The sequence below is a fragment of the Pseudarthrobacter sp. RHLT1-30-1 genome (assembly GCF_059383415.1).
The window spans coordinates 21,350-43,834 of the sequence record NZ_JBWZCG010000031.1 but is presented as its reverse complement, the minus strand read 5'-3'; the positions used below and the strand labels follow the sequence as shown (position 1 = coordinate 43,834).

Below are 22,485 nucleotides of genomic sequence, written 5' to 3'. Positions count from 1 at the left end.
TGGGGGGGTTTTTTGGTTTTGTTTTTTTTTCTTTCTCCGTTCCTTTGCGGATGTGTCTGTCCGCCCCCTCCAACGGCAGGTCGTTGGATTCTCACAAGGTGTCCGTCACCCCCAGTGTGGTTCCACGGGGGGTGAATGTCACGGCCCGCCCGGGTCAGCGGGTGTGGTGCGTGGGCTGGCGTTCGAAGACCGGCGTCGGCAGCCCTTCCATCCTGGCCTTGAGCTGCAGGGCCAGATAGTTGGAGTAGTGGCGGCTTTGGTGCAGATTGCCGCCGTGGATCCAGAGGTTGTCCACGTTGGTGGGCTTCCACATGTTGCGCAGTTCGCCTTCCCACGGGCCCGGGTCTTTGGGGGTGTCGGAGCCAAAGCCCCAGCACTTCCCGACGGCGTCGGCCACCTCGGGTGAGACCAGATCGGCCAGCCAGCCGTTCATGGACCCGTAACCGGTGGCGTAGATGATCGCGTCGGCTTCCAGTTCCGTGCCGTTGGCCATCACGACGGCGTTCCCGGTGATCTTGCCAACCTCGCCGTTGGCGAGCCTGACCCGGCCGTCGATGATCAGCTGGGAGGCGCCGACGTCGATGTAGTAGCCGGAGCCGCGGCGCAGGTACTTGAGGAACAGGCCGGAGCCGTCCACGCCGAAGTCCAGGTCGAAGCCGGCGGCTTCCAGCTGGGAGTAGAATTCTGCGTCCCGCTCGGCCATCTCCGCATAGACCGGGATCTGGGCCTCAGGCAGGATCCGGTAGGGCAGCGAGGCGAACAGCAGGTCGGCCTTCTCGGTGGTGACCCCGTTGGCCAGCGCCTGCTCGGAGTACAGACCGCCGAGGGCGAGGTCCATGAGGGATTCGCTGCGGGCGATGTGCGTGGAGGAGCGCTGGACCATCGTGACGTCGGCGCCGTGTTCCCACAGATCGGCGCAAATATCGTGCGCGGAGTTGTTGGAGCCGATGACCACGGCCTTCTTCCCGGTCCAGTCCCCGCCGCCCGGGTGCTTGGACGAGTGGTACTGCTCGCCGAGGAAGGACTCGGCGCCGTCGAACGCGGGGACGCTGGGGTACCCCGAAACGCCCAGGGCGAAGACGAGCTGCTTGGGGCGCAGGGTGACCGGTTCGCCGTCGCGCACCACCTCAACGACCCACTCCTGCGAGGATTCGTCGAAGCGCGCATTGGTGCATTCGGTTTTGGACCAGTAGTTCAGTTCCATGATCCGCGTGTAGTTTTCCAGCCAGTCGCCGATTTTGTCCTTGGCCGCGAAGACCGGCCAGTCGTCGGGGAACTTGATGTAGGGCAGGTGGTCGTACCAGACCGGATCGTGCAGGTGGAGGGACTTGTAGCGGTTCCGCCAGGAATCACCCGGGCGGTCGTTCTTTTCGATGATGATGGTGGGCACGCCGAGCCGGCGCAGCCGTGCCCCCAGCCCGATCCCGCCCTGGCCGCCGCCGATGATGACGGTGTAGGGCTGGTCTTCGTAGCCGAGCCGGGCTTCCTGCTCTTCTTTCAGTTCGAGCCACGACTTGCGGCCCTTGGTGATCTCGTGGGCGACACCCTTCTCCCGGTTGACCCCCTTCTTTTCCTCGAAGCCCTTGAGCTCCTGCATGGTGGTGAGCAGGGTCCAGCACTTCCCGTTCCGGAGCCGCAGGTGGGCGTACCCGCGTGCCTGGGCGGTCTCGAAATTCACCCAGGCTTCGGTGTTGGCCGCGTCCCCGGTGGCGTCCTCGGCCAGGGTCCAGTTGCTGGGCTGGACGTCGGCCAGGGTCGCGTCCAGCATCCGCCGGATATCGTCCTTGCCTTCGAGGGTCTTGAGGTTCCAGGTGAAGGAGACGAAGTCGCGCCAGTACGAATCGTCGTCGAAAAGGTCAAGCACGCCGTCTGTGTTGTGGCTGCGCAGCGCCTCATCGAACTGCGCCAGCCACGCCCCGACCACGCCGTTTGGAGTCTCAGGCATGTTTCCTCTTTCCGTTGCCAACTGTGGGCGGGTTCCGTTGGATGGCGTCTCGGCCATGCCGTGACCCGCATCACAAGTAAAGACCGCCGGGGGTTACAATCGGGTTACACGGAGCTCTCAGGCTCCTGGCCCGCGCTTCCGCCGGTCGGGGGTTGGCGGTGGCTGGCGGGGCGCGACGATTCGAGGGCGAGTTGGGAACATGAGCATGCGGCCGGGCAACCGCTCCCTCACGCCGTCCCCGGACCTGAGGTTTTCAGCGCCGGCGGAGTACGCCCGGGCGCTCCGGAAGGCCCACGAGGCCACGGTTTCCGGCACTCCGGGTCCGCATCTGTCGGCGTCCCTCGTCAAGTCCTGGCAGCGTTCCCTCGCGATGGGCATCAATCCCGATGGGCACCGGCCGGTTCACCGGCATGAAGTTTCCGAGGCGCGCACGCTCAGTGCAGGCCACCGGCTGGCCGCCGTGATGCCCGCACTGTCCCAGTTGCTGGCTGACGACACGGCGACCGGGCGCCACCTGTTGATCGTGACCGATCATGAAGGTGAAGTGCTGTGGCGCGTTGGCAGTAAACAGGCCTTGAAACTCGCGGACTCCCTGGAGTTCGTGGAGGGTGCGGACTGGTCCGAATCCGGGGTGGGCACCAACGCCATCAGCGAGGCCCTGGTGACGGGTGCCCCGGCACAGCTCTTCTCGGCCGAGCACCTCGTGCGGACCCATCACGACTGGGCCTGCACCGCGTCCCCGATTCGAGACCCGTTGACGGGGGAAATCGTGGGCGTTTTGGATGTTTCCGGCCCGTTCGAATCCGTTACGCCGGACAGCCTACGACTGGTGCGCTGCGGCGTACGTCTGGCGGAGGAGCTGTTGAAATCTGCTGGCCCTCCGTTCGGGGCCGACGGCAACGCGCGGGGATTTGCTGCTGCGGGACACTCCGGGGCCGGAGCCGCGTCCCAGTTGACGCTGCTGTTGCTGGGTGATGCGCCTTCTGCCGCGCTCGACGGCGGCAGCCGTCGCCCGCTGACGTTGCGCCGTGCCGAGATTCTGGCCCTGCTGGCGTCCCGGACCCAGGGCTGGAGCGCGGACGAGATGGCCTACGAGATCCACGGCGACGCGGGCACCGCTGCGGCAATCCGGACCGAGATGCACCGGATCCGCAGCATCCTGGGCAATGTGGTCGAAGCGAACCCCTACCGTTTCTCGTCCAGCGTCAGGGTCGTGACGGACGCCTCAATCGTGGCTGGCTTTTTGCGCGACGGACGGGTTGCCCAGGCTTTTGCCGCGTATCAGGCCAAACTCCTCAACCGCTCGAGCAACCTCGCCGTCGAAATCATGCGAGCAGAACTCAACGAAGCCGTCGGTGCCTCCATCCGCGCCAGCGGCGACGCGGCGCTGATGCTGCAGTGGTGCACGAGCGACATGGGCTCCTCGGACACGGCCGCAGCAGCAACGGCGGCCACTCTGATGGGACCCGGGGATCCGCGTTGCCAGCTGGTGACCGCGCGGATGGAAAGGGTCGACCGGGAGCTGCGGGCCTGAGCGCGGCGTCTGCAGTGTGCCTGCGCGCGCCGGACCTTATCCCCAGAGCTACGGAGCTGGCGTTACGACGCCGGGGCACCCTTGACCTTGCGGGTTGCGGAGGCAGTCATCAGCGAAGTTCCGGGTGATGGAGCGCCAGACGCTCACGGTCTGCGGCGGGGCACTGAATTGCCCCTGGCCCGGGATGGGCAGGGGCGGCCCGCCGTTGACGGAATACGTCCCCTGGAAATGGGTCGTCAGCACGACTGAGAAATCGCCGGTCTCGGTGTAGACGTGGCTGGTGGCCGTCTCTTCGCCCCAGCGGTCCTGCGGGAGGGCTCCGCCAGCCGCGGTCTGCGGCCCCAGCGAGGTCCCGTCGCCGTAATTCCAGGTGTACTGGACGGGCTTGGCAACCACATGGACTTTCTGCGCCAGAATCGAGATGTCGAATTGCTGCTCAGCGGCCTCTGCAAAGAAGTTAGTCTCGGCACCCCGCAGCGTGTGCGGACTCGGCTGCGCCGTGGCAGTGCCTGCAGCGACCGGCAGCCGCTGGAACTCCGCGTGAATCATGGCAGCAATCCTGGGCAGCAGATCCTCCGGTCTGGGGTCGAACAGACACGTCGGTCCGGAGTGGTAGCTCCAGGTGGGGTTGGGTATACCCGCCGGGGCTTTCAGCCAGACGACCGGTATTCCGTCCTTGCCGTCGGGGCCGTTCTTACAGTCCACGAGGACGGCCAGGCAGTCCGTGTCGAAGTCGCCGCCGCCCAGGTGGCACTGAAGTTCGTACTTGTATTGATAGGGATCGGCTTGAGGTACGCCAGGTTGAAGGGCTACGAACTTCCCCGTCGCTGGGTCCAGTCTCCAGCCGCCGACGTTGACGCTGTCCGGCTTCCAATCCCCGAAAATTTCAGGCGGCTCCGCTAGAGCGGTCGGTGGCGCGATAAACATGACGAAGGTTACCGAGATGGCCAGCGCGCTCAGTAGGCGGCGGGTTCCGACGAAGCGCATGATCTAGCCGACAATTCTGCCGACATTTACGACGGTCCATGTCCCACCGCCGAAGGTGACGAACAGAAGGTTGCCGGTATCGTCCGGCTGAGGATCACTACGGGCGACGCTAGCATCCTGCCGCATATACGTAAGCGGAGTTTGCTGTGCTTGAACGACAACCTGATAAGTGGCATCCGCGTCGCGAACAAAATCACTGCTGACCGAAGGAGTGGTGATCTTCCCACCTATCAACCAGCGCCCTTCAGTGTGCCAGGCATTGATAACGCCTTTTGCCTTTGCACATGGCTCACAACTCGGCGACGTAACTGCATCGAATTGCGTTAGTTCGCCGGTCTCGTATCCGTAGCTGAGCAGGCTGAACCAGTAAGAAGCGAATGCAATTGCGCCTTCCTTCGTCTCCGCCTTCGCTGCCTCCGGCAATACGGGAACCGGCACATTCTGGGCCCGGCCCGTGGCGTCGGCTGGTTTGTAACTGGGCGTCGGCGTCGGGGTGGGAGTTGGTGCCGGCGACGCCGTCGCACTGGAGGATTCTGGGGCCGCCGTCGCGCCCGGGGTTGTTCCGCCGCCGGTGCAGGCGGTGAACGGCAACATCGTCAGCGCGACCAGGGCTGCGCAGATGCGTCTGCGTCGGACAAAAGTTGGAGTGCGAGATGTCATGGTCAGCTATTCCCCCCGATAGAAATCAAGACGCCTGAAGCCAAACACTGCCTTAAGGGTAACTGACATCACATTTTGGAGCTCAAGGTTATCCACAGGGCCGGGCCCCAGTCCCACGCTCCCCACTATCGCGGCACGTCAAACCCGCTTTTGGCCGACACACGCCGACTTCCGCGCGTCAGCCACTGGCGCTTTTCTACACCGCCCAGAACAATGAACCCATGATGTTCGAACATGCAGACGAAAACCCCATCCTCAACCTTGACGACGACCAGAGCTGGAAGCTGATCGAGGCCACCAAGCACGGCAGGCTCGTTCTCATCGTGGGCGGCGAGCCCGATATCTTTCCGGTGAACTATGCCGTGAGCGGCAGGAAGCTCTACCTCCGGACGGCCCCCGGCAACAAACTCGCTGAACTGACCATCAATTCCAAGGTGCTGTTCGAAACAGACGGCATCCTCTCCGACGAGGCCTGGTCGGTTGTGCTGCGCGGCACGGCCAGGGTGCTCGACCAGTCCGCCGATATCGCGGCGGCTGAGGCGCTGGGGCTCAAGCCGTGGGTGCCGACCCTGAAAGACTTTTACGTCGAGATCGAGCCCACCTCGGTCAGCGGGCGCCACTTCCAGTTCGGCGAGCACCCGGAACGGGAAATCTAGCCGACGTCCGACGGCGGCGGCCGCCCGTCCGCCGTCGGGCAACCGGGCGCCCCGCCCGCCCTGCCGCCTAGACTTAAACCATGGCGGACAAGCTGACTCCCGAGCGGCGCAGCTGGAACATGTCCCGGGTCCGCGGGAAGAACACCAAGCCCGAGCTGCTGGTGCGAAAGCTGCTCCACGCCTTGGGCTACCGTTACCGGCTGCACGGTACCGCCAGCGGCGGACGGCTCCCCGGCAACCCTGATCTGGTCTTCGCCGGCCGGCACAAAGTCATCTTCGTCAACGGCTGCTTCTGGCACTTCCATGACTGCAGGGTCGGGCAACACGCCCCGAAGGCCAATGCCGAGTTCTGGGAGACCAAACGCAGCCGGACGCGGAGCCGCGACGCCGAACAGCGCCTACTGCTGCAGCGCTCGGGCTGGGAAGTGCTCACCGTCTGGGAGTGCGAACTGAAGGATCTCTCCGCGCTGGAACAGCAATTGGATGCTTTTCTGCTGGCCCGCAAGCCACTCCCGGCCAGTGAATCCGTGGACTGATCTCCGGCCCCAGGTCCGTCTGCGGGCCGGAACGGTCCGTGCACGCAACCAGGGACACGCGCGGCGACGAACTTCAGGAAACGACACTTGGCCACGCCGGAGCGCTGCTCAAAAAGATAGGGCTATCTCGGGTAATATCCGAGTCTTGGGGACAAGGACTCTGTTGGGTCCGCACTTACTCGTAACTACTCCACGGGAGAGCGCCAGATGCCGCACTTGCTGAGGTCCACCACGCCGCTGAGCACCACTACACGGCCATCGAAGTCCTCCCACGATTTCCGGCCGCAGGATTGCATGCGGTCACCCGAGGTCGACCACGATCTCGGCCCCCTGCGCCAGCAGGTGTCCCAAATCGTCGATGCGATTCTCTCCGACACCAAGCCCGAAGACGCGAACGTACGCGAACAGCTCCGCTGGCACATCGCCAACAACCCCGGCCGGCCGGAAAAGGCGCTCCTGAGCCACCTGCTGGCTGTCTCCGCGGAACAGGACGCCGGCTAGCAGCACCCAGCACGTCAGCGGCTGATGGTCGCCTGACGCACGACTTCGCCCCACGACTGTTGCGCGAGGTCCGCGACGGCGGCCAGGATGTCGGCCGGCGGCTTTGACAGGTCCAGCGGGAACTCCACCACGTCAATGTCAGTGTTCAGGATCCGGCGCAGCTTGAGCTCTCCCGCGCCTGGGTACACCAGCCAGGCCGTCGGAACCCGGAGCGAAGTGCAGTAGGCGAGCATCCGGTAGTGGTCCGCCGACAGTGACGCCCCGACGTCGGCCGCGGCCTGGTACCTGGCGTCGTAGACCATCACGGGCCGCCCGCCCAGCAGGTGGACGGCTCCGGGCTGCACCACGATCCGGTCCGAATCGTTGACGGCCTCGTTGAGGAGGGCGTTGTACCGCAGGCGCATCTCCCCCGGGAAGGCCGCCATGGCCTCGCGCAGCGCGGTGCCGACAAAGTCCGAGAACACAACGGACATGTCCACCACAAACGACGCCGACTGCTGCGCGCCGTCGCCGGCCTCCGCCGAGGAGTGGCGCAGGATCACCTCGGCGAGCCGCAGCGCGGCCTGGTACCGGGTGTTCATCCGGCTCGCCCGCCAGGCCGGCAGGGGCGCGCCGGACTGCAGTCGCGTCACGGCCGCGAGCTTGCCCTTGAGCCGGCGAAGCCGGCTCAGCACTTCCGGCCGCACCCCCGGGACCTGGGACATCCGTTCCAGCGCCGCCCGCAGGATCCGGTTCTCCGCGATGTCCTCGGTGAACTCGTCGTAGGACACTTCGAGGGGAACGAGCATGCCAGGCCGTCGGGAGATCTGGTCCGAAATACGGATCCTTCCCTTGACCGTCCGCAGCGATTCGTCCACGGTGAGGTAGCCCTGCAGCACACCCCGGCTCAGCGCGCGGTCCGCAAGCTGGGCCAGCGACTCGGCCAGCGCGCTCCACAGATCCGCCTCCTCAATCGCGGCGACGGAATCCTCCCGGAAGCCCTGGTCGCCGGCGTAACCGAGCAGGAACAGCAGCCGGCCCAGGCCGAGCCGTTCCTTGGGCCGCACCTCGAGCTGCAGCGTTGGGGTGCGCACCGAACCGACCTTCCCGACGGGCTCGATCCGGTACAGACCCATGCCCATCGGCGAGGCCCTGGCCAGGCCGCTGCCGTTGACGTAGGCCGCGCTGGCCGCGTCGAGCCGGTCAACGACGCCGCCGGAGAGTTCGTCCAGGACGATCCGGCGGACCGGAGCGGTGCCGCGCCCCCCGCGGCCGGCGGTCCCCCGCTGGCTAGACGCGCGCAAGGCGGTCAAGCAGTTGGTCCAGTCCGAACCGTTCCTCCAACTGCGCCCGGTTCAGCTGGCCGTGGTAGTGCTCCTCCAGCAGCGGCATCAGCTCGTACTTCCAGATCCGGCGCAGGCCCTTGGGCGTCTGCGCCGACGGCTTCATGAAGTACGACGGGCCGATCATCAGGTCCCGGTCCCACTCATCGATGGCATCGTTCAGCGCATCCATCAGCGCAGCCGGCGTCGTGTCCAGATCCCGGGCCTGCAGGAACCGCAACAGTGACCCCTTCACCGGCTCGGTCTTGGGGTGCAGCTCAATAAAGGAGAAGCGCCGGCGGATCGCGGCATCCATCATCGCAATGGACCGGTCGGCGGTGTTCATGGTGCCGATGATGTAGAGGTTGTCCGGCAGCGTGAACGGCTCATTGGGGCTGTACTGCAGGTAGATCCGGTCATCGCGGTATTCGAGCAGGAAGTACAGCTCACCGAAAACCTTCGCGAGGTTCGCGCGGTTCATCTCATCGATGATCAGGAAGTACGGCTTGCTCTCGTTCCCGGGTTTGGCGGCCTCTTCGGCGATCCGGCGCAGCGGCCCAGCCACGAGTTTGAAGGACACCTGCCCTTCATCCGTCTTGTCCGGACGGAAGCCCTCGAAGAAGTCCTCGTAGGCGTAGGAGGGGTGGAACTGCACCAGCTTGACCCGCTCGTCGGTGGTGTCGCCGGCGAGCTGGGCGGCCAAGTGCTTGGCCAGATACGTTTTACCGGTCCCGGGCGGACCGTACAGCACCAGCTGGCGGTTCTCCTCGAGCAGTTCGGCGATCTCCTGCAGCGGCTCGAGGTCCATGTGCAGCGACGCGGCGAACTCCGGCGTCAACGGGCGGAACCCTTCACAGGGAGGTTCGACGACTGCGGCCGGCTCGGCGCCGTCGCCCTCCTCGGCCTCCGCCTCAGCGGGCAGGAGCGCCTCCAGGGCCTGGATAACGCGGGTAATGTCCACGACGATGCCCGAGGTGGCCAGCTGCCGCTGCACGTGGCGGGGCAGCTCGGTGATGTTGTGGGACTCGTCGAACCAGCGGACCTTCCGGCGCAGCTGGCGGTTGTCCTCCCGGTGTCCGGGCTCACCCAGGACCACGCCCACCCGGACGGTGCCGGAGGTCTGGTACAGCGCCAGGTCGCCGGGCTTCATCACGGTCAGGAACGCGAAAACTGCGGTTTTGGTGTCCTCGCGTTCGACGTAGCCGAGGTGTTTATAGTCCTCATCCACGGCATGCTGGACCAGCCCGGCGGTGACGCCTGGGTCCAGCAGCCGGAGGTGCTCGACATCGAGCGTCACCGTCTCCTCGGACTGCCAGGTGCCGAGCAGGTCGGGGTTGTCGTGGTGGGTGCGCAGCAGCCAGGCCCGCTGCCCGGGGTCGCCGACCTTGCGCCACTGGCTGACCAGCTGCCGGGAGTACCAGTCGATCCGCTGCCCGGCCTGTTCGTCCAGGTGCAGCCGGATGCGGTGGATGTCGGCGGAAACATCCTCGTCGCTGTCGCCCTTCGCGCCGCCCACGAGGGAGGCAAAGGCGTCCCGGATCTCCTGGCGTTCGACGTCGGCCACCACGGGCTCGAAGTAGCTCGGCCAGACAAGGAATTCGATGCTGCGGCGGATGGCCGGCTGGTCATCCGGCGTGCCGGCAACCAGCCGGTGGAACACCAGCGGATCCTTGACCGCTGCGGCGACGGCGCCCGCCGGACGCTGCGCCACGTGCTGCACGAACCGGCAAAGCCATTTCAGGTGGTCCCAGATGGTCCAGTTGAACTCCGCGGTGCGGTCCCGGATGACGCCGTGGTCCGTCATGCCCGCGAACAGCTCGTCCGGCAGCTCCAGCGGCGGCTCCAGCCAGGACGCGGCTTCGGCCACCCTCGCCCGCTTGACCTTAAGGGACTTCACCTCGTGCGCCAGCGGCAGGGACTGCAGGAAGAGCAGCTCCACGGCCAGCTGTTTGGCGCCCCGGGAGGCGTCCTGCAGGTTCTGCCGCAGGTTCGTCATCATGGGTGCCTTTGGGTCCGGCACCCCACGTTCAAGGCGATCGAGCAGCTCCGCGGCAGCCTGCACCGACCACGTTCTGGTGCGCCCGTCCAAGGCCGAGGGCTTTCCGTTCAGCCCCGGCCCCAAGACAAACCAGGCCGCGTCCTCAATCTCCTTGGAGATCCCGAGGGCACGGTGCATGGCAGGCTTTTTGGCGGGGGTCATGCTTTCAATTTACAGGCTTAAGCCGGCCGCCCGCATCACGGCGCCGCCCCAAGTTACCGAACAGTAACTCCACGCTATGACTCCGCGCGCAACTCCGCGCGCGGTGCTGGCTGCTACTTGGCCGCAGGGCCCCGCTTGACGCCGAAGGTGAAGTAGCTGCCCGGGCCGACGAAGTTGACCAGGGTCGCCACCCGCCACATCGTCTTGCTGCCGCGGATCTGTTCGGCCGGGCGGTGTGAGATGTCGCGCTGGGCCGCGACCAGGAGCGAGAGCTGGACGATGGCGGCCGTGATGGTCCCGAACTTCGCCATCGGCGAGAGTTCCTTCCAGGACTTCTTCCGGGCGTTCCGCTTGCGCTTGTCGGCCATGACCTGTGCTCGTTTTTTCACCATAGTGAGTGCTCCTTGGCTTCCGGGCTGGGGCGTCCGGGGCTGGCTGCCCGCGGGTTGTTCATTCTAGGGGTCGATCGGTGGAGCGAGGTAGAGGCTACCGGACCGGGTGGGCGGAGTCCGCGGCCGGAGCGGCCTGGTCCGCGGCCGGGGCGGCTTGGTCCGGGGCCGGGTGGGTTGCCGTGTGCCCGGCCATGTACGGCGCCAGGTTGTCCTTCTGCCCCGGCGTGAGCCTGAGGACCCGTCCGGTGGCCTCGTCCACGAACGCCAGGTGGCTGGTGGCCCGGACGCAGTCCTCCCCCGTGACGGGGTCCTGGACCAAATAGTGGATGTCGAAGCTGGCACCCTTCACCGCGCCGATCCACAGCTGGACCACCGCCGGTATGTTGCGGTACTCGAGGGTCCGGACGTAGCGGATCTTGTGCTCCACGATCAGCGCCAGGGTCCCCTCCGGGACCGCGTTGAACAGCGCCACCGGAGGCTCCACCCCCGGCAGCCCGGTGCCGCGCGGCGGTCCGAAGGCCGCGATGCGGGCCTCCTCGAGGATCCGGACGACCTGGACGTTGTTGATGTGGCCGTAGGCATCCATGTCGCCCCAGCGCATCGGGATCTGCACCTCGATGCGCCGGGGGCCGGCGGCAGGGAGAGCGCCAGGGACGGCGGCGGCGCGGCCGGCGGCGTTCAGCTGCGCACCGCCGTCGGGTCGTCGGCCGTGTTTTCCGAAAAGGCCGTCTCCGCGTCTTCGCCGGCGAACTGGGACATGTACAGGCGGTAGTAGGCCCCCTGGAGGTCCAGCAGCCGGGCGTGGTTGCCCTGCTCCACAATCCGGCCGGCCTCCATCACCAGGATGGTGTCGGCGTCGCGGATGGTGGACAGGCGGTGCGCGATCACGAAGCTCGTGCGGTCGGTCCGCAGCGCGGCCATGGCCTTCTGCACGAGCACTTCGGTGCGCGTGTCCACCGAGCTGGTGGCCTCGTCCAGGATCAGCAGCGAGGGATTCGCGACGAAGGCCCGGGCGATGGTGATCAGCTGCTTCTCGCCGGCGCTCACGTTGTTGCCTTCCTCATCGATGATGGTGTTGTAGCCGTCCGGGAGGGCGCGGACAAAGCGGTCCACGAAGGTGGCCTTGGCCGCCTCCATCACCTGGTCCTCGGTGGCGTCCAGCTTGCCGTAGCGGATGTTGTCGTAGATGGTGCCGCCGAAGAGCCAGGCGTCCTGCAGCACCATGCCTACCTTGGCGCGCAGTTCCGCTCGGCTCAGGTGGGTGATGTCGACCCCGTCCAGGGTGATGCTGCCGCCCTGGAGCTCATAGAAGCGCATCACGAGGTTCACCAGGGTGGTCTTGCCGGCCCCTGTGGGCCCGACGATCGCCACGGTGTGCCCGGGCTCCGCGGTGAAGGACAGGTCCTCGATCAGCGGTTTGTCCGGGGTATAGCTGAAGGTCACGTGCCGGAATTCGACGTGGCCGTCGGTCTTGGCCGGCAGCTGCTCCGTGGCGGTCTCGGCGTCCTGTTCCTCGGCGTCGAGGAATTCAAAGACGCGTTCCGCGGAGGCGACGCCGGACTGCAGCATGTTCGCCATGCCCGCCATCTGGCCCAGCGGCTGGGTGAACTCGCGCGAGTACTGGATGAACGCGGTGGCGTCGCCAAGGCTCATCCCGCCGGAGGCCACCCGCAGCCCGCCGACGACGGCGATCCCGACGTAGCTGAGGTAGGACACGAACTGCATAACCGGCATGATCATGCCGGAGACGAACTGCGCCGCGAAGCTGGCCTTATACAGCGCCTCGTTCCGCTCGTCGAAGCGCTCCAGCATGTCGGCGTCGCGGCCGAAGACGCGGACGAGGTCGTGTCCGGAGAAGGACTCCTCGATCTGGCCATTGAGCTCGCCGGTGTTCTTCCACTGGGAGGCGAAGAGTTTCTGGCTGCGGGAGCCGATGATTCCGGCGGCGACGGCCGAGAGCGGCAGCGCGACCAGGGCAATCAGGGCCAGTTGCCAGGACACGATGAACATCATGATGACGATGCCGATCACCGTCAGCGCCGAGCTCAGCAACTGCGCGAACGCCTGCTGCAGCGCCTGCTGGATGTTGTCCACGTCGTTGGTGACCCGGGAGAGGATGTCACCGCGCTGGCGGGTGTCGAAGTAGTTCAGCGGGAGCTTGTTGAGCTTCTTCTCGGTGTTGTCGCGCAACTGGCGGACCACCCGCATGACCAGGATGTTCAGGACATAGCCCTGCAGCCAGAGAAAGATGTTGGCGACGAAGTACATCACCAGCACCACGCTGATCAGGAACGCGAGCTTCTGGAAATCGATGCCGACGCCGGGGATGAGGTCCATTTTCGCGAGCATGTCTGCCACGTTGTCCTGGCCCTGGGCGCGCAGGCCTTCGACGAACTGGTCCTTGGTGACGCCGGCCGGCAGTTGTTTGCCAATGACGCCGCCGAAGATCACGTCCATCGCCTGGCCGAGGATCCGGGGTGCGACAACGTTCAGGACTACAGCGACCGTCACCATCGCAAGGACGACGATAATGCCGGTCCGCTCCGGCTTCAGCAGCCCCATCAGCCGCTTCGCGGAGGGCCAGAAGTGCTGGGCTTTCTTCGCGGGCGTGCCGCCGAACATCCCGCCGTCGGCTTCGCCGGGCTTGTATTCCTCCTCGACGAAATCGTCGTCGGGGTCGGCCGCGAGCTGGGAGTCCGGGTCCTGCGGGCCGGGGGTTGCGCGGTCCTGTTCGCTGTTGTTTGGGGAGACGTACTCTTTGGTGCTCATGCCACGGCCTCTGCAGTCAGCTGGGATTCAACAATTTCCTGGTAGGTACTGGAGCTTTGCAGCAGTTCCTCATGCGTGCCGCGGTCCACGATCCGCCCGTTGTCGAGCACCAGGATCTGGTCGGCGTCGGCGATGGTGGAGACACGCTGGCCGACAATGATCACGGTGGCGTCGGAGGTCTTCGCCTTGAGGGCCCGGCGGAGCCGCGCGTCGGTGGCGACGTCGAGGGCGGAGAAGGAGTCGTCGAACAGGAAGACCTTGGGCTCGGTGACGAGGGCCCGGGCGATGCAGAGGCGCTGGCGCTGGCCACCCGAGACGTTGGTGCCGCCCTGGGCGATCCGGGAACCGAGTCCGTTCTTCTTCGCAAGCACAAAGTCATCGGCCTGGGCCACGGTCAGGGCGTCCCAGAGCTGCTCGTCGGTGGCTTCGGGCCGGCCGAAGCGCAGGTTGTGCTCGATGGTCCCGGAGAACAGATACGGCCGCTGCGGCACCATGGCCACGCGCTGCGTGATCTCCGCGCGGTCCAGGTTGGTGACCGGGACGCCGTCGAGCAGCACCTCCCCCGAGTCCGCGTCGTAGAGGCGGGGCAGCAGGGCCAGCAGGCTGGTCTTGCCGGCGCCGGTGGAGCCGATGATCGCCACGGTCTGGCCGGGCTCGGCGGTGAAGCTGATGTTGCTCAGGACCGGAGCCTCGGCGCCGGGGTAGGCGAAGGAGACGTTCCGGAACTCCACGCGGCCGGCCTTTTCGCCCGGTGCCACCGGGGTGAGGGTCTGGTGGATGGAGGGTTCGACGTCGAGCACCTCGCCGATGCGGTCCGCGCAGACCGAGGCGCGCGGAATCATCATGGCCATAAAGGTGCCCATCATGACCGCCATCAGGATCTGCAGCAGGTACTGCAGGAACGCCGTCAGCGAGCCGATCTGCATCTCGCCGGCTTCCACCCGCTGGCCGCCGAACCACAGCACAGCCGCGGTGGAGATGTGCAGGATCATGCCGATCGCGGGGAACATCAGCACGAACAGGGCGCCGATCTTCAGTGAAACGTCGGTGAGCTCCTTGTTCGCGGCACCGAAGCGCTTCGCCTCGTGCGGCTCGCGGACAAATGCGCGGACCACGCGGATGCCGATGATCTGCTCGCGGAGGATGCCGTTGAGCCGGTCGATCTTCACCTGCATGGAGCGGAAGAGCGGCATCAGGCGGACCACGAGGTAGCCGACCACCACCACGAGCAGCGGAACGGAAACCCAGACCAGCCAGGACAGGTTGAGGTCCTCGCGGAGGGCCATGAAAATACCGCCGATGCACATGATGGGCGTGGCCACCATGAAGTTCAGCCCCATCAGCATCAGCATCTGCACCTGCTGGACGTCGTTGGTGCCGCGGGTGATCAGGGTGGGGGCACCGAAAACGTTGACGTCCTTCGCGGAGAAGCTCGTGACCTTGCGGAACACGCCGCGGCGCAGGTCGCGGCCAAACGCCATGGCGGCCTTGGACCCGAAGTAGACCCCGGCAATCGCGGTGGCGACCTGGACCAGGGCGACGCCGAGCATTACCCCGCCGGTGCGCCAGATGTAGTCGGTGTCGCCGCGGGAGACGCCCTCGTCGATGATCTGGGCGTTCAGGCTGGGAAGATACAGCGCCGCAATGGTGGAGACGAGCTGGAAGAAGATGACCGCCCAGATGTACGGCAGATACGGCTTCGAATAGCGCCGTATAAGAGTGACAAGCATGCCCACGGGTCCTTAGCGAATAGTTGAGGCTGGAGAAGCAAGAGGTGCGCCGTCAAGGGATATGCACCCAGTAGTACCAAAGGGGGCCGACAGCCATAGGCAACTCTACGAAACGACCGGCCCGGACGGAACACCGGACACAGAAAATCAAGAGGACACCGCGGTGGCGGGCCTTTTGAGGTTTGGGAGACAACGTGAGTCACCGTGAACCACAGTAGTCACTCCGGGTCTCAGTAGTTTCGGAAAAAGAACCGGTAGTCCACTGGGTAGCGATTACTCGTGCCCGCCCGCGTCCGGCGGCCTAGCGTGAAGTTGTCAGTTACTGGACAACACTGCAGGCAACGAAGGTTATCTGGGAACCGCTGTTGAGCCCTCGGCTCCGCTAAGAGCAGGCATCCCGCAGGCTGATCAGTTAGAAATGATCCAGATGGAGCACTGCCATGAAGAAGGTTCTAGCAGCGGCCGGCATTGCCGGTCTTGCCCTACTAACAATTAGCGCCCCCGCAACTGCCGGCCCAGACGACAAAATCAGCATCTGCCACGCGACCGGCTCGGACTCCAATCCGTACCAGGAAATTACGATCAGCGAGAACGGACTTAACGGACACAACGCCCAGGGTGTGCACGACGACGACATCGTTCCGGCCCCGGCCAAGGGCTGCCCGGGCGCCGCCGACGGAGACCACGGATCGGAATCCAAGAAGGTCACCATTTGTCACGCGACCGGATCTGAGAAGAACCCGTACGAGGTCATCACCATTTCCGAACAGGCCTGGCTCAACGGGCACAAGGACGGACACAACGGCCACACGGACATCTACCCGGTCCCGGCAAAGGGGTGCGTAAAGGCCCACGACGACCACGAGGAAGAGGAAGAGAACCCGGGCGGTGGTGGAGACACCACAGTGCCGCCTGCTGTCGTTCCGCCGGGCGAAGAGGAAGTTGAGGTTGAGGTTGAGACCGTAGCCGACGTAACGGCGGTTGTACCCTCAGGTGCCGGCGTTGGTGCAGCCGCTGCCGTCAACCGGGGATTCAACGCTCAAACTGCCGTTTCCGGCCAAACCGACGCCGGACTTCCGGGATGGGTGGGCGGCCTGGCGGTCCTCCTGACGGCCGCTTCGATGGTCGCGTTGAGGCGCAGAGAACGCGCGCAGAACGCGGACGCAACCCTGTAGGAGTTGCTGCTGGGGAGGGGCACCGGACCCGCCAGGGCCGGTGGCCCGACCTTTTCGATCTCACGAAGGAGCCCCGATGCCCTTCCCCTACTTTCCGTCCCGCGGTTCAACGCCCACGAAGCGGCGGACCTGGAACCGCGGCGATCTGCTGCTTCTGGCTTGCGGTCTGGTCGCTTTCCTTGTCATGGCGTTCCTGTCCGGACCGGCAACTCCCGCCGGGTCCGACCTGGCCGGCGCCGCACCGGCACCCCGGGCGCTGGTGGTTCCGGCAGGCCCCAGCGCCGTCGCGCTTGAGAACAGTGCTGCGGCTTCTGGCGCCGCCGGCACCGCCGTCGCGCCAACGGAAGCCGCAGGGCTTCCCGTGCTTCCCGCCGCGGCGGCGCCCCTCCACATTGTATATCCGGCGGCCGGTTTTGACGTCGTGGTCCACCCGCTGGATCCCAGCCCGGCCGACATCGAATCCCAGACCATCGTGCCGCCCGTGTCCCTGGACGGGTTCTGGGTGACGACTTTCGGCACGCCCGGCGCGGGATCGGTCAACACGACCTACATCATGGGCCACAGCTGGGATGGCCGGGACGCACCGTTCAATCGCCTCAGTTCAGGCACCGCCGTAGGGGATATCTTCGAAGTGACGACGGCCGCCGGCACCATCAGTTACCGGGTCGATTCCATTTCCACCGAAGCGAAACCCTCGCTCAAGGACCATCCGATCTGGCAGGTTGTACCCAATCGACTCGTCCTGATCAGCTGCTACACGGAAGATCTCTACGGGAAAAACGTGATCCTGGTGGCTTCCCCCGCCGCCTAGTCCCTCCGGTGCTGGCTGGCGCGTTCGCGGCCGAGGACGTCGACAAATTCCCGGTCGAGGTCGACGATTCCGGTTCGGGTCATGGGGTCGCCGGATACGGGTACAGCGGATGCGGCCGTGGCGTGGGCAGCAGGAGCGGTCGCAGAACCGGCAGCCGGGCCGCCGTCGTCGTCGTTGCCGCCTCTGGCGGAGGGCTTGACGAGGTCAACGGTGCGCCGCAGCGGTTCTTCCTTGATGAGCAGGACCGCACCCAGGGCAATCAAGGCAACGACCGCGGAGATCATGAAGATCTGGGCCGTTGCGTCACCGTAAGCGGCCCGCATGATCTCGCGGACGGGCTCCGGCAGGTCCTTGAGGTCCATGCTGGCGCCGACTCCCCCGCTGCTGGGGATCCCGGCGGCGGCGAGGCCCTCGGTGGCGAGTTGCTTGACCCGGTTGCCCATCACGGCGCCCAGGACGGAGACGCCGATGGCGCCGCCGACCGAGCGGAAGAATGCCACCGAGGCGCTGGCGGTCCCGATGTCGCGGGCCCGCACGGTGTTCTGCACTGCCAGTACGAGGTTCTGCAGCAGCAAGCCCAGGCCGAGGCCGAGGACCGCGGTGTAGAGGCCGGCCAGCCACAGCTCGGTGGTGTGATCGATGGTTCCGGTCAGGCCAAGGCCGCTAATGAGCAGGATCGAGCCGGCGACCAGGTACCGCTTCCATTTTCCGGTCCGGCTGATCAGCTGGCCGGAGACGACGGAGCCGATCAGGTTGCCGGCGATCATCGGCAGGGTCAGGAGTCCCGCTTCGGTAGGTGATGCGTCGCGGGCGACCTGGAAGTACTGGCCCAGGAACGTGGAGGAACCGAACATCGCGACACCGACGGCGATCGAGGCGAGGATGGCCAGGGCGGTGGTGCGCTGCGAAATGATCTTCAGCGGAATGATCGGCTGCGAGACCTTGGATTCAACCAGGACCAGCAGGGCCAGCAGGACAATGCCGCCGCCCACCATGGCCACGGTCTGCCAGGACCACCAGTCGTAGTAGTCCGGGTTGCCGGCGAAGGATACCCAGATCAGCAGCAGGCTGACACCGGAGGTCAGCAGGATCGAACCGAGCCAGTCGATCTTGGCGGGGCGCCTGACGTGCGGCAGTTTCAGCGTGACCTGCAGCAGGATCAGGGCGATAATCGCCAGCGGAACACAAACGAAGAACGTCCAGCGCCAGCCCAGCGGACTGTCCACGATGAAGCCGCCCAGCAGCGGGCCGCCGGCGGTGCCGACGGCCATAACGGCGCCCATGTAACCGGAGTATTTGCCGCGGTCACGGGGCGGAATGATGGAACCGATGATGGCCATCGACAGTGCGGTGAGCCCGCCCATGGCAACACCCTGGATCACGCGGGCGGTCAACAGCAGCGGGATCGTCTCGGACAGGCCCGCCATGACGGAGCCGGACACGAAGATCACAATGCTGAGCTGGACCAGCATCTTCTTGTTGAACAGATCGGCGAGCTTGCCCCAGATCGGGGTGGTTGCGGCGTTGGCCAGCAGGGCCGCCGTGATCACCCAGGCGAAGTCCGTCTGGGTCCCATTGAGCTCGGACATGATCGTGGGCAGGGCGTTGGCGACGATCGTGCTGCTGATGATCGCGGTGAAGAAGGCGGCCAGCAGGCCGGTCAACGCTTCCATGATCTGGCGGTGGGTCATCACCACCGTTGCTGCCGGGGGCATTTCTGTGGTTGCTGCCATGGGGGTTCTCCTAAACAATTTCGGTCGTATTAATGGAACCGGCCGTCGTTGCCCGGGCTGATGTCCTGAGGGACTCAGCAAGTTTCTGCAAGGTCTTCGTTGTCTCTTCGACGTCCTGCTCGCTCCAGTCCTGCAGGAAGCCAAGGAGTGTGGTGGCACGCTGGTCCTCAATCGAGCGGAGCTTCGCGGCTCCGGACCCGGAAAGCGCGACCAGCTGCGCCCGTCCGTCGAGGGGGTCGGGGCGGCGGACCACATAGCCCTGTTCCTCCAGCTCGCAAATGTGCCGGCTCAGGACGGGGGCGCTCACTCCGAGCCGCTCGGCAAGCTGGGTGGCGCGGGTTTCCCCCTCCCCAACGAACCGCAGTACGCCCTGGAGCGCCACACCGGTGTCCTCGCCACGGAGCTTTACCGCGGCGACACAACGGACGGCGCGCTGCAGATCGAAGATCTGGTGGACGAGTTTGGCTGCGGTGTCCGGCGCAACTGCCATGACGGCCCCCTTATGTTTGCCTAAGGCAACAACATATCAGGAATTTAGTTACTTTGGGAAACTAACAGCCTGGCTGGGCTTTAACGCCGAACGCGGACCGGCAGCCGTGCTGCCGGTCCGCGCCTGGTGTGAGTGGCAGTCGTGCTGCCGGTCCGCGCCTGGTGTGAGCTGCGCGCTAGTCTCCGATGTGGGTGGGCGCGAACATCTTCAGCAGGGTTTCGACGACAACGACGTTCGGCCCGTCCGCTGCGAAACCGGCCTTCAGCGCGTCCCCGACACCTTCGGGGGCAACCCGGACGGCCGGGACCCCGAAGGCCTCGGCCAGCTTGACGAAATCAGGCCGGGCGAGTTCGGTGGCCGTGGCCTTGCCGAAGGCCCCGACCATGTATTCGCGCAGGATGCCGTAGCCGCCGTCGTCGACAATCAGCCAGGTGACGGGGACATTGTGCTGCTTTGCCGTGGCCAGTTCGGAGATGGAGTACATCGCCGAGCCGTCGCCCGAGACGGCGAGCACCCGGGCCGAGCCGCCGGGTTTACCGGTGGTTTCCAGGCCGACGGCGCCGCCGATCGCCGCGGGGAATCCGAAGCCCAGTCCCCCGGCGCCCTGCGCGGAGTGGAACTGGCCTTCGCGGGCGTCCCAGCAGCTCCAGGCCCAGTAGGCCGAAATGGTCATGTCCCAGAACGTCTGCATGGTGGCGGGCACGGCTTCCCGGATGTCGGCCATGAACTTCAGTTCCTTGCCGAGGTCCTGGGATTCCAGCCGGGCCTTGACCTTGGCCAGGGTTTCCTTGACCAGCGCCTCGGGGGTGGTGCCGTGCCAGTCGGCGCGGGCATGGCGCGTGTCCGTCCGGGCCGCGTCCAGCGCGGCGTCGAACGCCGAGTCGAGCGCTGAGTCGAGCGCGGCGAGCGCCTGGCCGGCGTCGGCCCGGATGCCCAGGCCCGGGCGGTTGGATTCCAGCACGCGCGGCTCGGCGTCGATCTGGATGATCCGGCCGCGCGGGGCAAAGGTGAAGTAGTTGGACGTGACCTCGCCCAGCGAGGAGCCGACGACGACCAGCACATCGGCGTCCTCAAGCAGCTCCGTCATGTACTGGTCCTCGATCCAGGCCTGCAGCGAGAGCTCATGGTTCCAGGGGAACGCGCCGTTCCCGCCGGGAGTGCAGATGACCGGAGCCCGCAGTTTCTCCGCGAGGGAGAGCAGCGACTTCTCGGCCCGGCCCCGGCGGGTGCCGCCACCGGCGATGACGGCCGGACGCTTCGCCGTCGACAGCCATTTCACGGCCTCGCGGACCAGTTCCACGCGCGGCGGGTTGTCGGCTGCCTCGGCGAGCGCGTCCTCCACCGGGGGCACCATGATGGGATCGAGCAGCACGTTCTGCGGGATTTCGAGCCAGACCGGACCCTGCGGCGAGGAGATCGCCTCGGTCCAGGCATCCTGGATCGCGGAGGGAATCCCGGAGGCGTGCTGGATCAGCCGCTGGCTCTTGGTGACGTTCGCGGCGGAGGCCTTCTGGTCATCGAGCTGGTGGAGCATGCCCTTTCGGCGCGCGCCGAGTCCTTCCAGCGGGATCTGGCTCGCGACAACGACCATGGGCACGCCGGTGGCGTAGGCCTCCTGCAGCCCGGCCAGGGAGGTGAGCGCGCCGGGGCCGGTGGAGAGGAAGAGGACACCGACCTCGCCGGTGGCGCGGGAGTAGCCGTCAGCGGCGAAGGCCGAGTTGTTCTCCACCCGGGAGGAGACGAAGTGCAGGTTTCCCCGGCCCATGGCGTCGAAGAGACCCAGCGCGTGCTGGCCCGGAATGCCGAAGACGGTCTTGGCGCCGAGCGCTTCGAGGGTCTCGACGACGAGGTCGCCGCCGTTGCGCACGCCGGTCACTGGGCGACCCCGCTCTCGACGCGGCCGGCGGCCGTGGCCGCGAAGCCGGCCGGTCGCCGGGCTTCCTGGCCCAGGGCCTGGGCGGCGTAACCGGTAGCGGCGCCGAAGCGGTCGCCGTCCACCGCCCGGTCCGACATCAGGGTGACCAGTTCGTACGCCACGTGGCTGGCGGCGACGCCGGTGATGTCGGCGTGGTCGTACGCGGGTGCGACCTCGACGACGTCGGCCCCGACCAGGTTCATGCCGCGGAGGCCGCGGATGATTTCCAGCAGCTCGCGGCTGGTGATGCCGCCGGCTTCCGGGGTTCCGGTGCCGGGCGCATGCGCGGGATCCAGCACGTCGATGTCCACCGAGATGTAGAGCGGACGTTTCCCGATCCGGTCGCGGACCTTGGCGACGGTTTCCAGCACGCCCTGGTAATAGACGTCGGCGGAGGTGACAATGCCGAAGCCGAAACGGTGGTCGTCGTCGAGGTCCTTCTTGCCGTAGAGCGGGCCGCGGGTGCCGATGTGGCTGATGGCCTCGGTGTCCAGGATGCCCTCCTCAACAGCGCGGCGGAACGGCGTGCCGTGGGTGTACTCGGCGCCGAAGTAGGTATCCCAGGTGTCCAGGTGGGCGTCGAAGTGCAGCATCGCGACGGGCTCGCCGGCGCGCTCGGCGGCGGCGCGGAGCAGCGGCAGCGCGATCGTGTGGTCCCCGCCAAGGGTCAGCAGCTTGCTGCCGGTGGCGGTCAGGTCCAGTGCGTTCTGCTGGATGGTTTCGATCGCTTCGTGGATGTTGAAGGGGTTGACGGCCATGTCGCCGGCGTCGGCCACCTGGATGTTTTCGAAGGGGCTGGTGTCCCACGCCGGGTTGTACGGTCGCAGCAGCCGGCTGGCCTCGCGGATGTGGTTGGACCCGAAGCGGGCGCCGGGGCGGTACGAGACGCCCGAGTCGAAGGGCACACCGACCACCGTGACATCGGCCTTGGCGACCTGGTCCAGCCGCGGCAGGCGCGCGTAGGTGGCGGCTCCCGCGTAGCGCGGAATGCGGGATGAATCGATGGGGCCAAGGTTGCCATTGGCCTCGATGCGCAGCTCTTCCAAAAGAAAGCCTCTCCTTCGAGGATTGACCGACGGGTGTGACAGCCATCATACACTCGAAGTTTCGTATTGCGCATCAATTGTTTACTAATGAGGCTACGCCTGAC

At 66.1% G+C, this 22,485-nt stretch carries 18 protein-coding genes and 1 pseudogene; 6 read left to right on the top strand and 13 right to left on the bottom strand.

Translation table 11 applies throughout. From position 1 onward, the window contains the following. Window positions 1–154: 154 nt before the first annotated feature. Window positions 155–1,945 carry an NAD(P)/FAD-dependent oxidoreductase gene (locus AC50YM_RS17975; protein WP_494958308.1) on the bottom strand — a complete coding sequence of 597 codons (1,791 nt, stop codon included), beginning with the start codon at window positions 1,943–1,945 and terminating at the stop codon, window positions 155–157. Between the two features lie 205 nt (window positions 1,946–2,150). Between AC50YM_RS17975 and AC50YM_RS17970 the strand changes: the two genes are divergently transcribed. Beyond that, a complete protein-coding gene (locus tag AC50YM_RS17970; protein ID WP_494958312.1) occupies window positions 2,151–3,479 on the top strand; it encodes a GAF domain-containing protein in 1,329 nt (442 codons plus the stop codon). A 48-nt stretch (window positions 3,480–3,527) separates the two neighbouring features. On the opposite strand, the gene AC50YM_RS17965 is transcribed toward AC50YM_RS17970, so the two are convergent. Then, window positions 3,528–4,466 carry a PKD domain-containing protein gene (locus tag AC50YM_RS17965; protein WP_494958307.1) on the bottom strand — a complete coding sequence of 313 codons (939 nt, stop codon included), beginning with the start codon at window positions 4,464–4,466 and terminating at the stop codon, window positions 3,528–3,530. A gap of 3 nt (window positions 4,467–4,469) precedes the next feature. Continuing rightward, the gene (locus tag AC50YM_RS17960; protein WP_494958306.1) at window positions 4,470–5,126 is read right to left on the bottom strand and encodes a DUF6318 family protein; all 657 of its coding nucleotides are present in this window, start codon (window positions 5,124–5,126) and stop codon (window positions 4,470–4,472) included. A 221-nt stretch (window positions 5,127–5,347) separates the two neighbouring features. On the opposite strand from AC50YM_RS17960, the gene AC50YM_RS17955 reads away from it, so the two are divergent. The 3 genes from AC50YM_RS17955 to AC50YM_RS17945 all read left to right on the top strand — a co-directional run bounded on the left by AC50YM_RS17955 (window position 5,348) and on the right by AC50YM_RS17945 (window position 6,819). Further along, on the top strand, window positions 5,348–5,782 hold the full coding sequence (locus AC50YM_RS17955; protein WP_494958305.1) for a pyridoxamine 5'-phosphate oxidase family protein: 435 nt from the start codon (window positions 5,348–5,350) through the stop codon (window positions 5,780–5,782). Window positions 5,783–5,862: 80 nt separating this feature from the next. Continuing rightward, on the top strand, window positions 5,863–6,318 hold the full coding sequence (locus AC50YM_RS17950) for a very short patch repair endonuclease (RefSeq protein ID WP_494958304.1): 456 nt from the start codon (window positions 5,863–5,865) through the stop codon (window positions 6,316–6,318). Window positions 6,319–6,612: 294 nt separating this feature from the next. After that, complete coding sequence (locus AC50YM_RS17945) at window positions 6,613–6,819, top strand: hypothetical protein (protein ID WP_494958303.1); 207 nt, start codon at window positions 6,613–6,615, stop codon at window positions 6,817–6,819. A 14-nt stretch (window positions 6,820–6,833) separates the two neighbouring features. Here the strand turns inward: AC50YM_RS17945 and AC50YM_RS17940 are convergent, their stop codons facing one another. From AC50YM_RS17940 to AC50YM_RS17915, 6 genes and pseudogenes are all read right to left on the bottom strand, one after another. Then, window positions 6,834–8,102, bottom strand: coding sequence for a 5-methylcytosine restriction system specificity protein McrC (locus tag AC50YM_RS17940; protein ID WP_494958311.1), 1,269 nt, complete (start codon window positions 8,100–8,102; stop codon window positions 6,834–6,836). Continuing rightward, window positions 8,089–10,320, bottom strand: a complete 2,232-nt coding sequence (locus AC50YM_RS17935) for an McrB family protein (protein WP_494958302.1) — start codon at window positions 10,318–10,320, stop codon at window positions 8,089–8,091. The genes AC50YM_RS17940 and AC50YM_RS17935 overlap by 14 nt, the downstream gene beginning before the upstream one ends. 113 nt (window positions 10,321–10,433) lie before the next feature. Next, on the bottom strand, window positions 10,434–10,712 hold the full coding sequence (locus tag AC50YM_RS17930) for a hypothetical protein (protein WP_494958301.1): 279 nt from the start codon (window positions 10,710–10,712) through the stop codon (window positions 10,434–10,436). 193 nt (window positions 10,713–10,905) lie between these two features. Further along, window positions 10,906–11,313: pseudogene (locus AC50YM_RS17925) on the bottom strand (acyl-CoA thioesterase); the annotation flags it as partial. A 77-nt stretch (window positions 11,314–11,390) separates the two neighbouring features. Further along, the gene (locus tag AC50YM_RS17920) at window positions 11,391–13,334 is read right to left on the bottom strand and encodes an ABC transporter ATP-binding protein (protein WP_494958310.1); all 1,944 of its coding nucleotides are present in this window, start codon (window positions 13,332–13,334) and stop codon (window positions 11,391–11,393) included. Between the two features lie 143 nt (window positions 13,335–13,477). Then, window positions 13,478–15,211 carry an ABC transporter ATP-binding protein gene (locus tag AC50YM_RS17915; RefSeq protein WP_494958300.1) on the bottom strand — a complete coding sequence of 578 codons (1,734 nt, stop codon included), beginning with the start codon at window positions 15,209–15,211 and terminating at the stop codon, window positions 13,478–13,480. 440 nt (window positions 15,212–15,651) lie between these two features. Here AC50YM_RS17915 and AC50YM_RS17910 point away from each other — a divergent pair, with 440 nt between their 5' ends. Together AC50YM_RS17910 and AC50YM_RS17905 are read left to right on the top strand one after the other, a co-directional pair. Next, complete coding sequence (locus AC50YM_RS17910) at window positions 15,652–16,386, top strand: hypothetical protein (RefSeq protein WP_494958299.1); 735 nt, start codon at window positions 15,652–15,654, stop codon at window positions 16,384–16,386. A 76-nt stretch (window positions 16,387–16,462) separates the two neighbouring features. Then, window positions 16,463–17,197 (top strand): class F sortase, encoded by a 735-nt coding sequence (locus AC50YM_RS17905; protein ID WP_494958298.1) that lies wholly within the window; start codon window positions 16,463–16,465, stop codon window positions 17,195–17,197. Here AC50YM_RS17905 and AC50YM_RS17900 read toward each other — a convergent pair. The 4 genes from AC50YM_RS17900 to speB all read right to left on the bottom strand — a co-directional run bounded on the left by AC50YM_RS17900 (window position 17,194) and on the right by speB (window position 22,381). After that, on the bottom strand, window positions 17,194–18,930 hold the full coding sequence (locus AC50YM_RS17900; RefSeq protein ID WP_494958297.1) for an MFS transporter: 1,737 nt from the start codon (window positions 18,928–18,930) through the stop codon (window positions 17,194–17,196). The two genes, AC50YM_RS17905 and AC50YM_RS17900, sit on opposite strands and share 4 nt — an antisense overlap. A gap of 10 nt (window positions 18,931–18,940) precedes the next feature. After that, window positions 18,941–19,420 carry a MarR family winged helix-turn-helix transcriptional regulator gene (locus AC50YM_RS17895; RefSeq protein ID WP_494958296.1) on the bottom strand — a complete coding sequence of 160 codons (480 nt, stop codon included), beginning with the start codon at window positions 19,418–19,420 and terminating at the stop codon, window positions 18,941–18,943. A gap of 175 nt (window positions 19,421–19,595) precedes the next feature. Beyond that, the gene (locus AC50YM_RS17890) at window positions 19,596–21,296 is read right to left on the bottom strand and encodes a thiamine pyrophosphate-binding protein (RefSeq protein ID WP_494958295.1); all 1,701 of its coding nucleotides are present in this window, start codon (window positions 21,294–21,296) and stop codon (window positions 19,596–19,598) included. After that, entirely contained in the window at window positions 21,293–22,381 is a 1,089-nt protein-coding gene (speB, locus tag AC50YM_RS17885; RefSeq protein ID WP_494958294.1) for an agmatinase, read from the bottom strand. The genes AC50YM_RS17890 and speB overlap by 4 nt, the downstream gene beginning before the upstream one ends. Window positions 22,382–22,485: the final 104 nt, after the last annotated feature.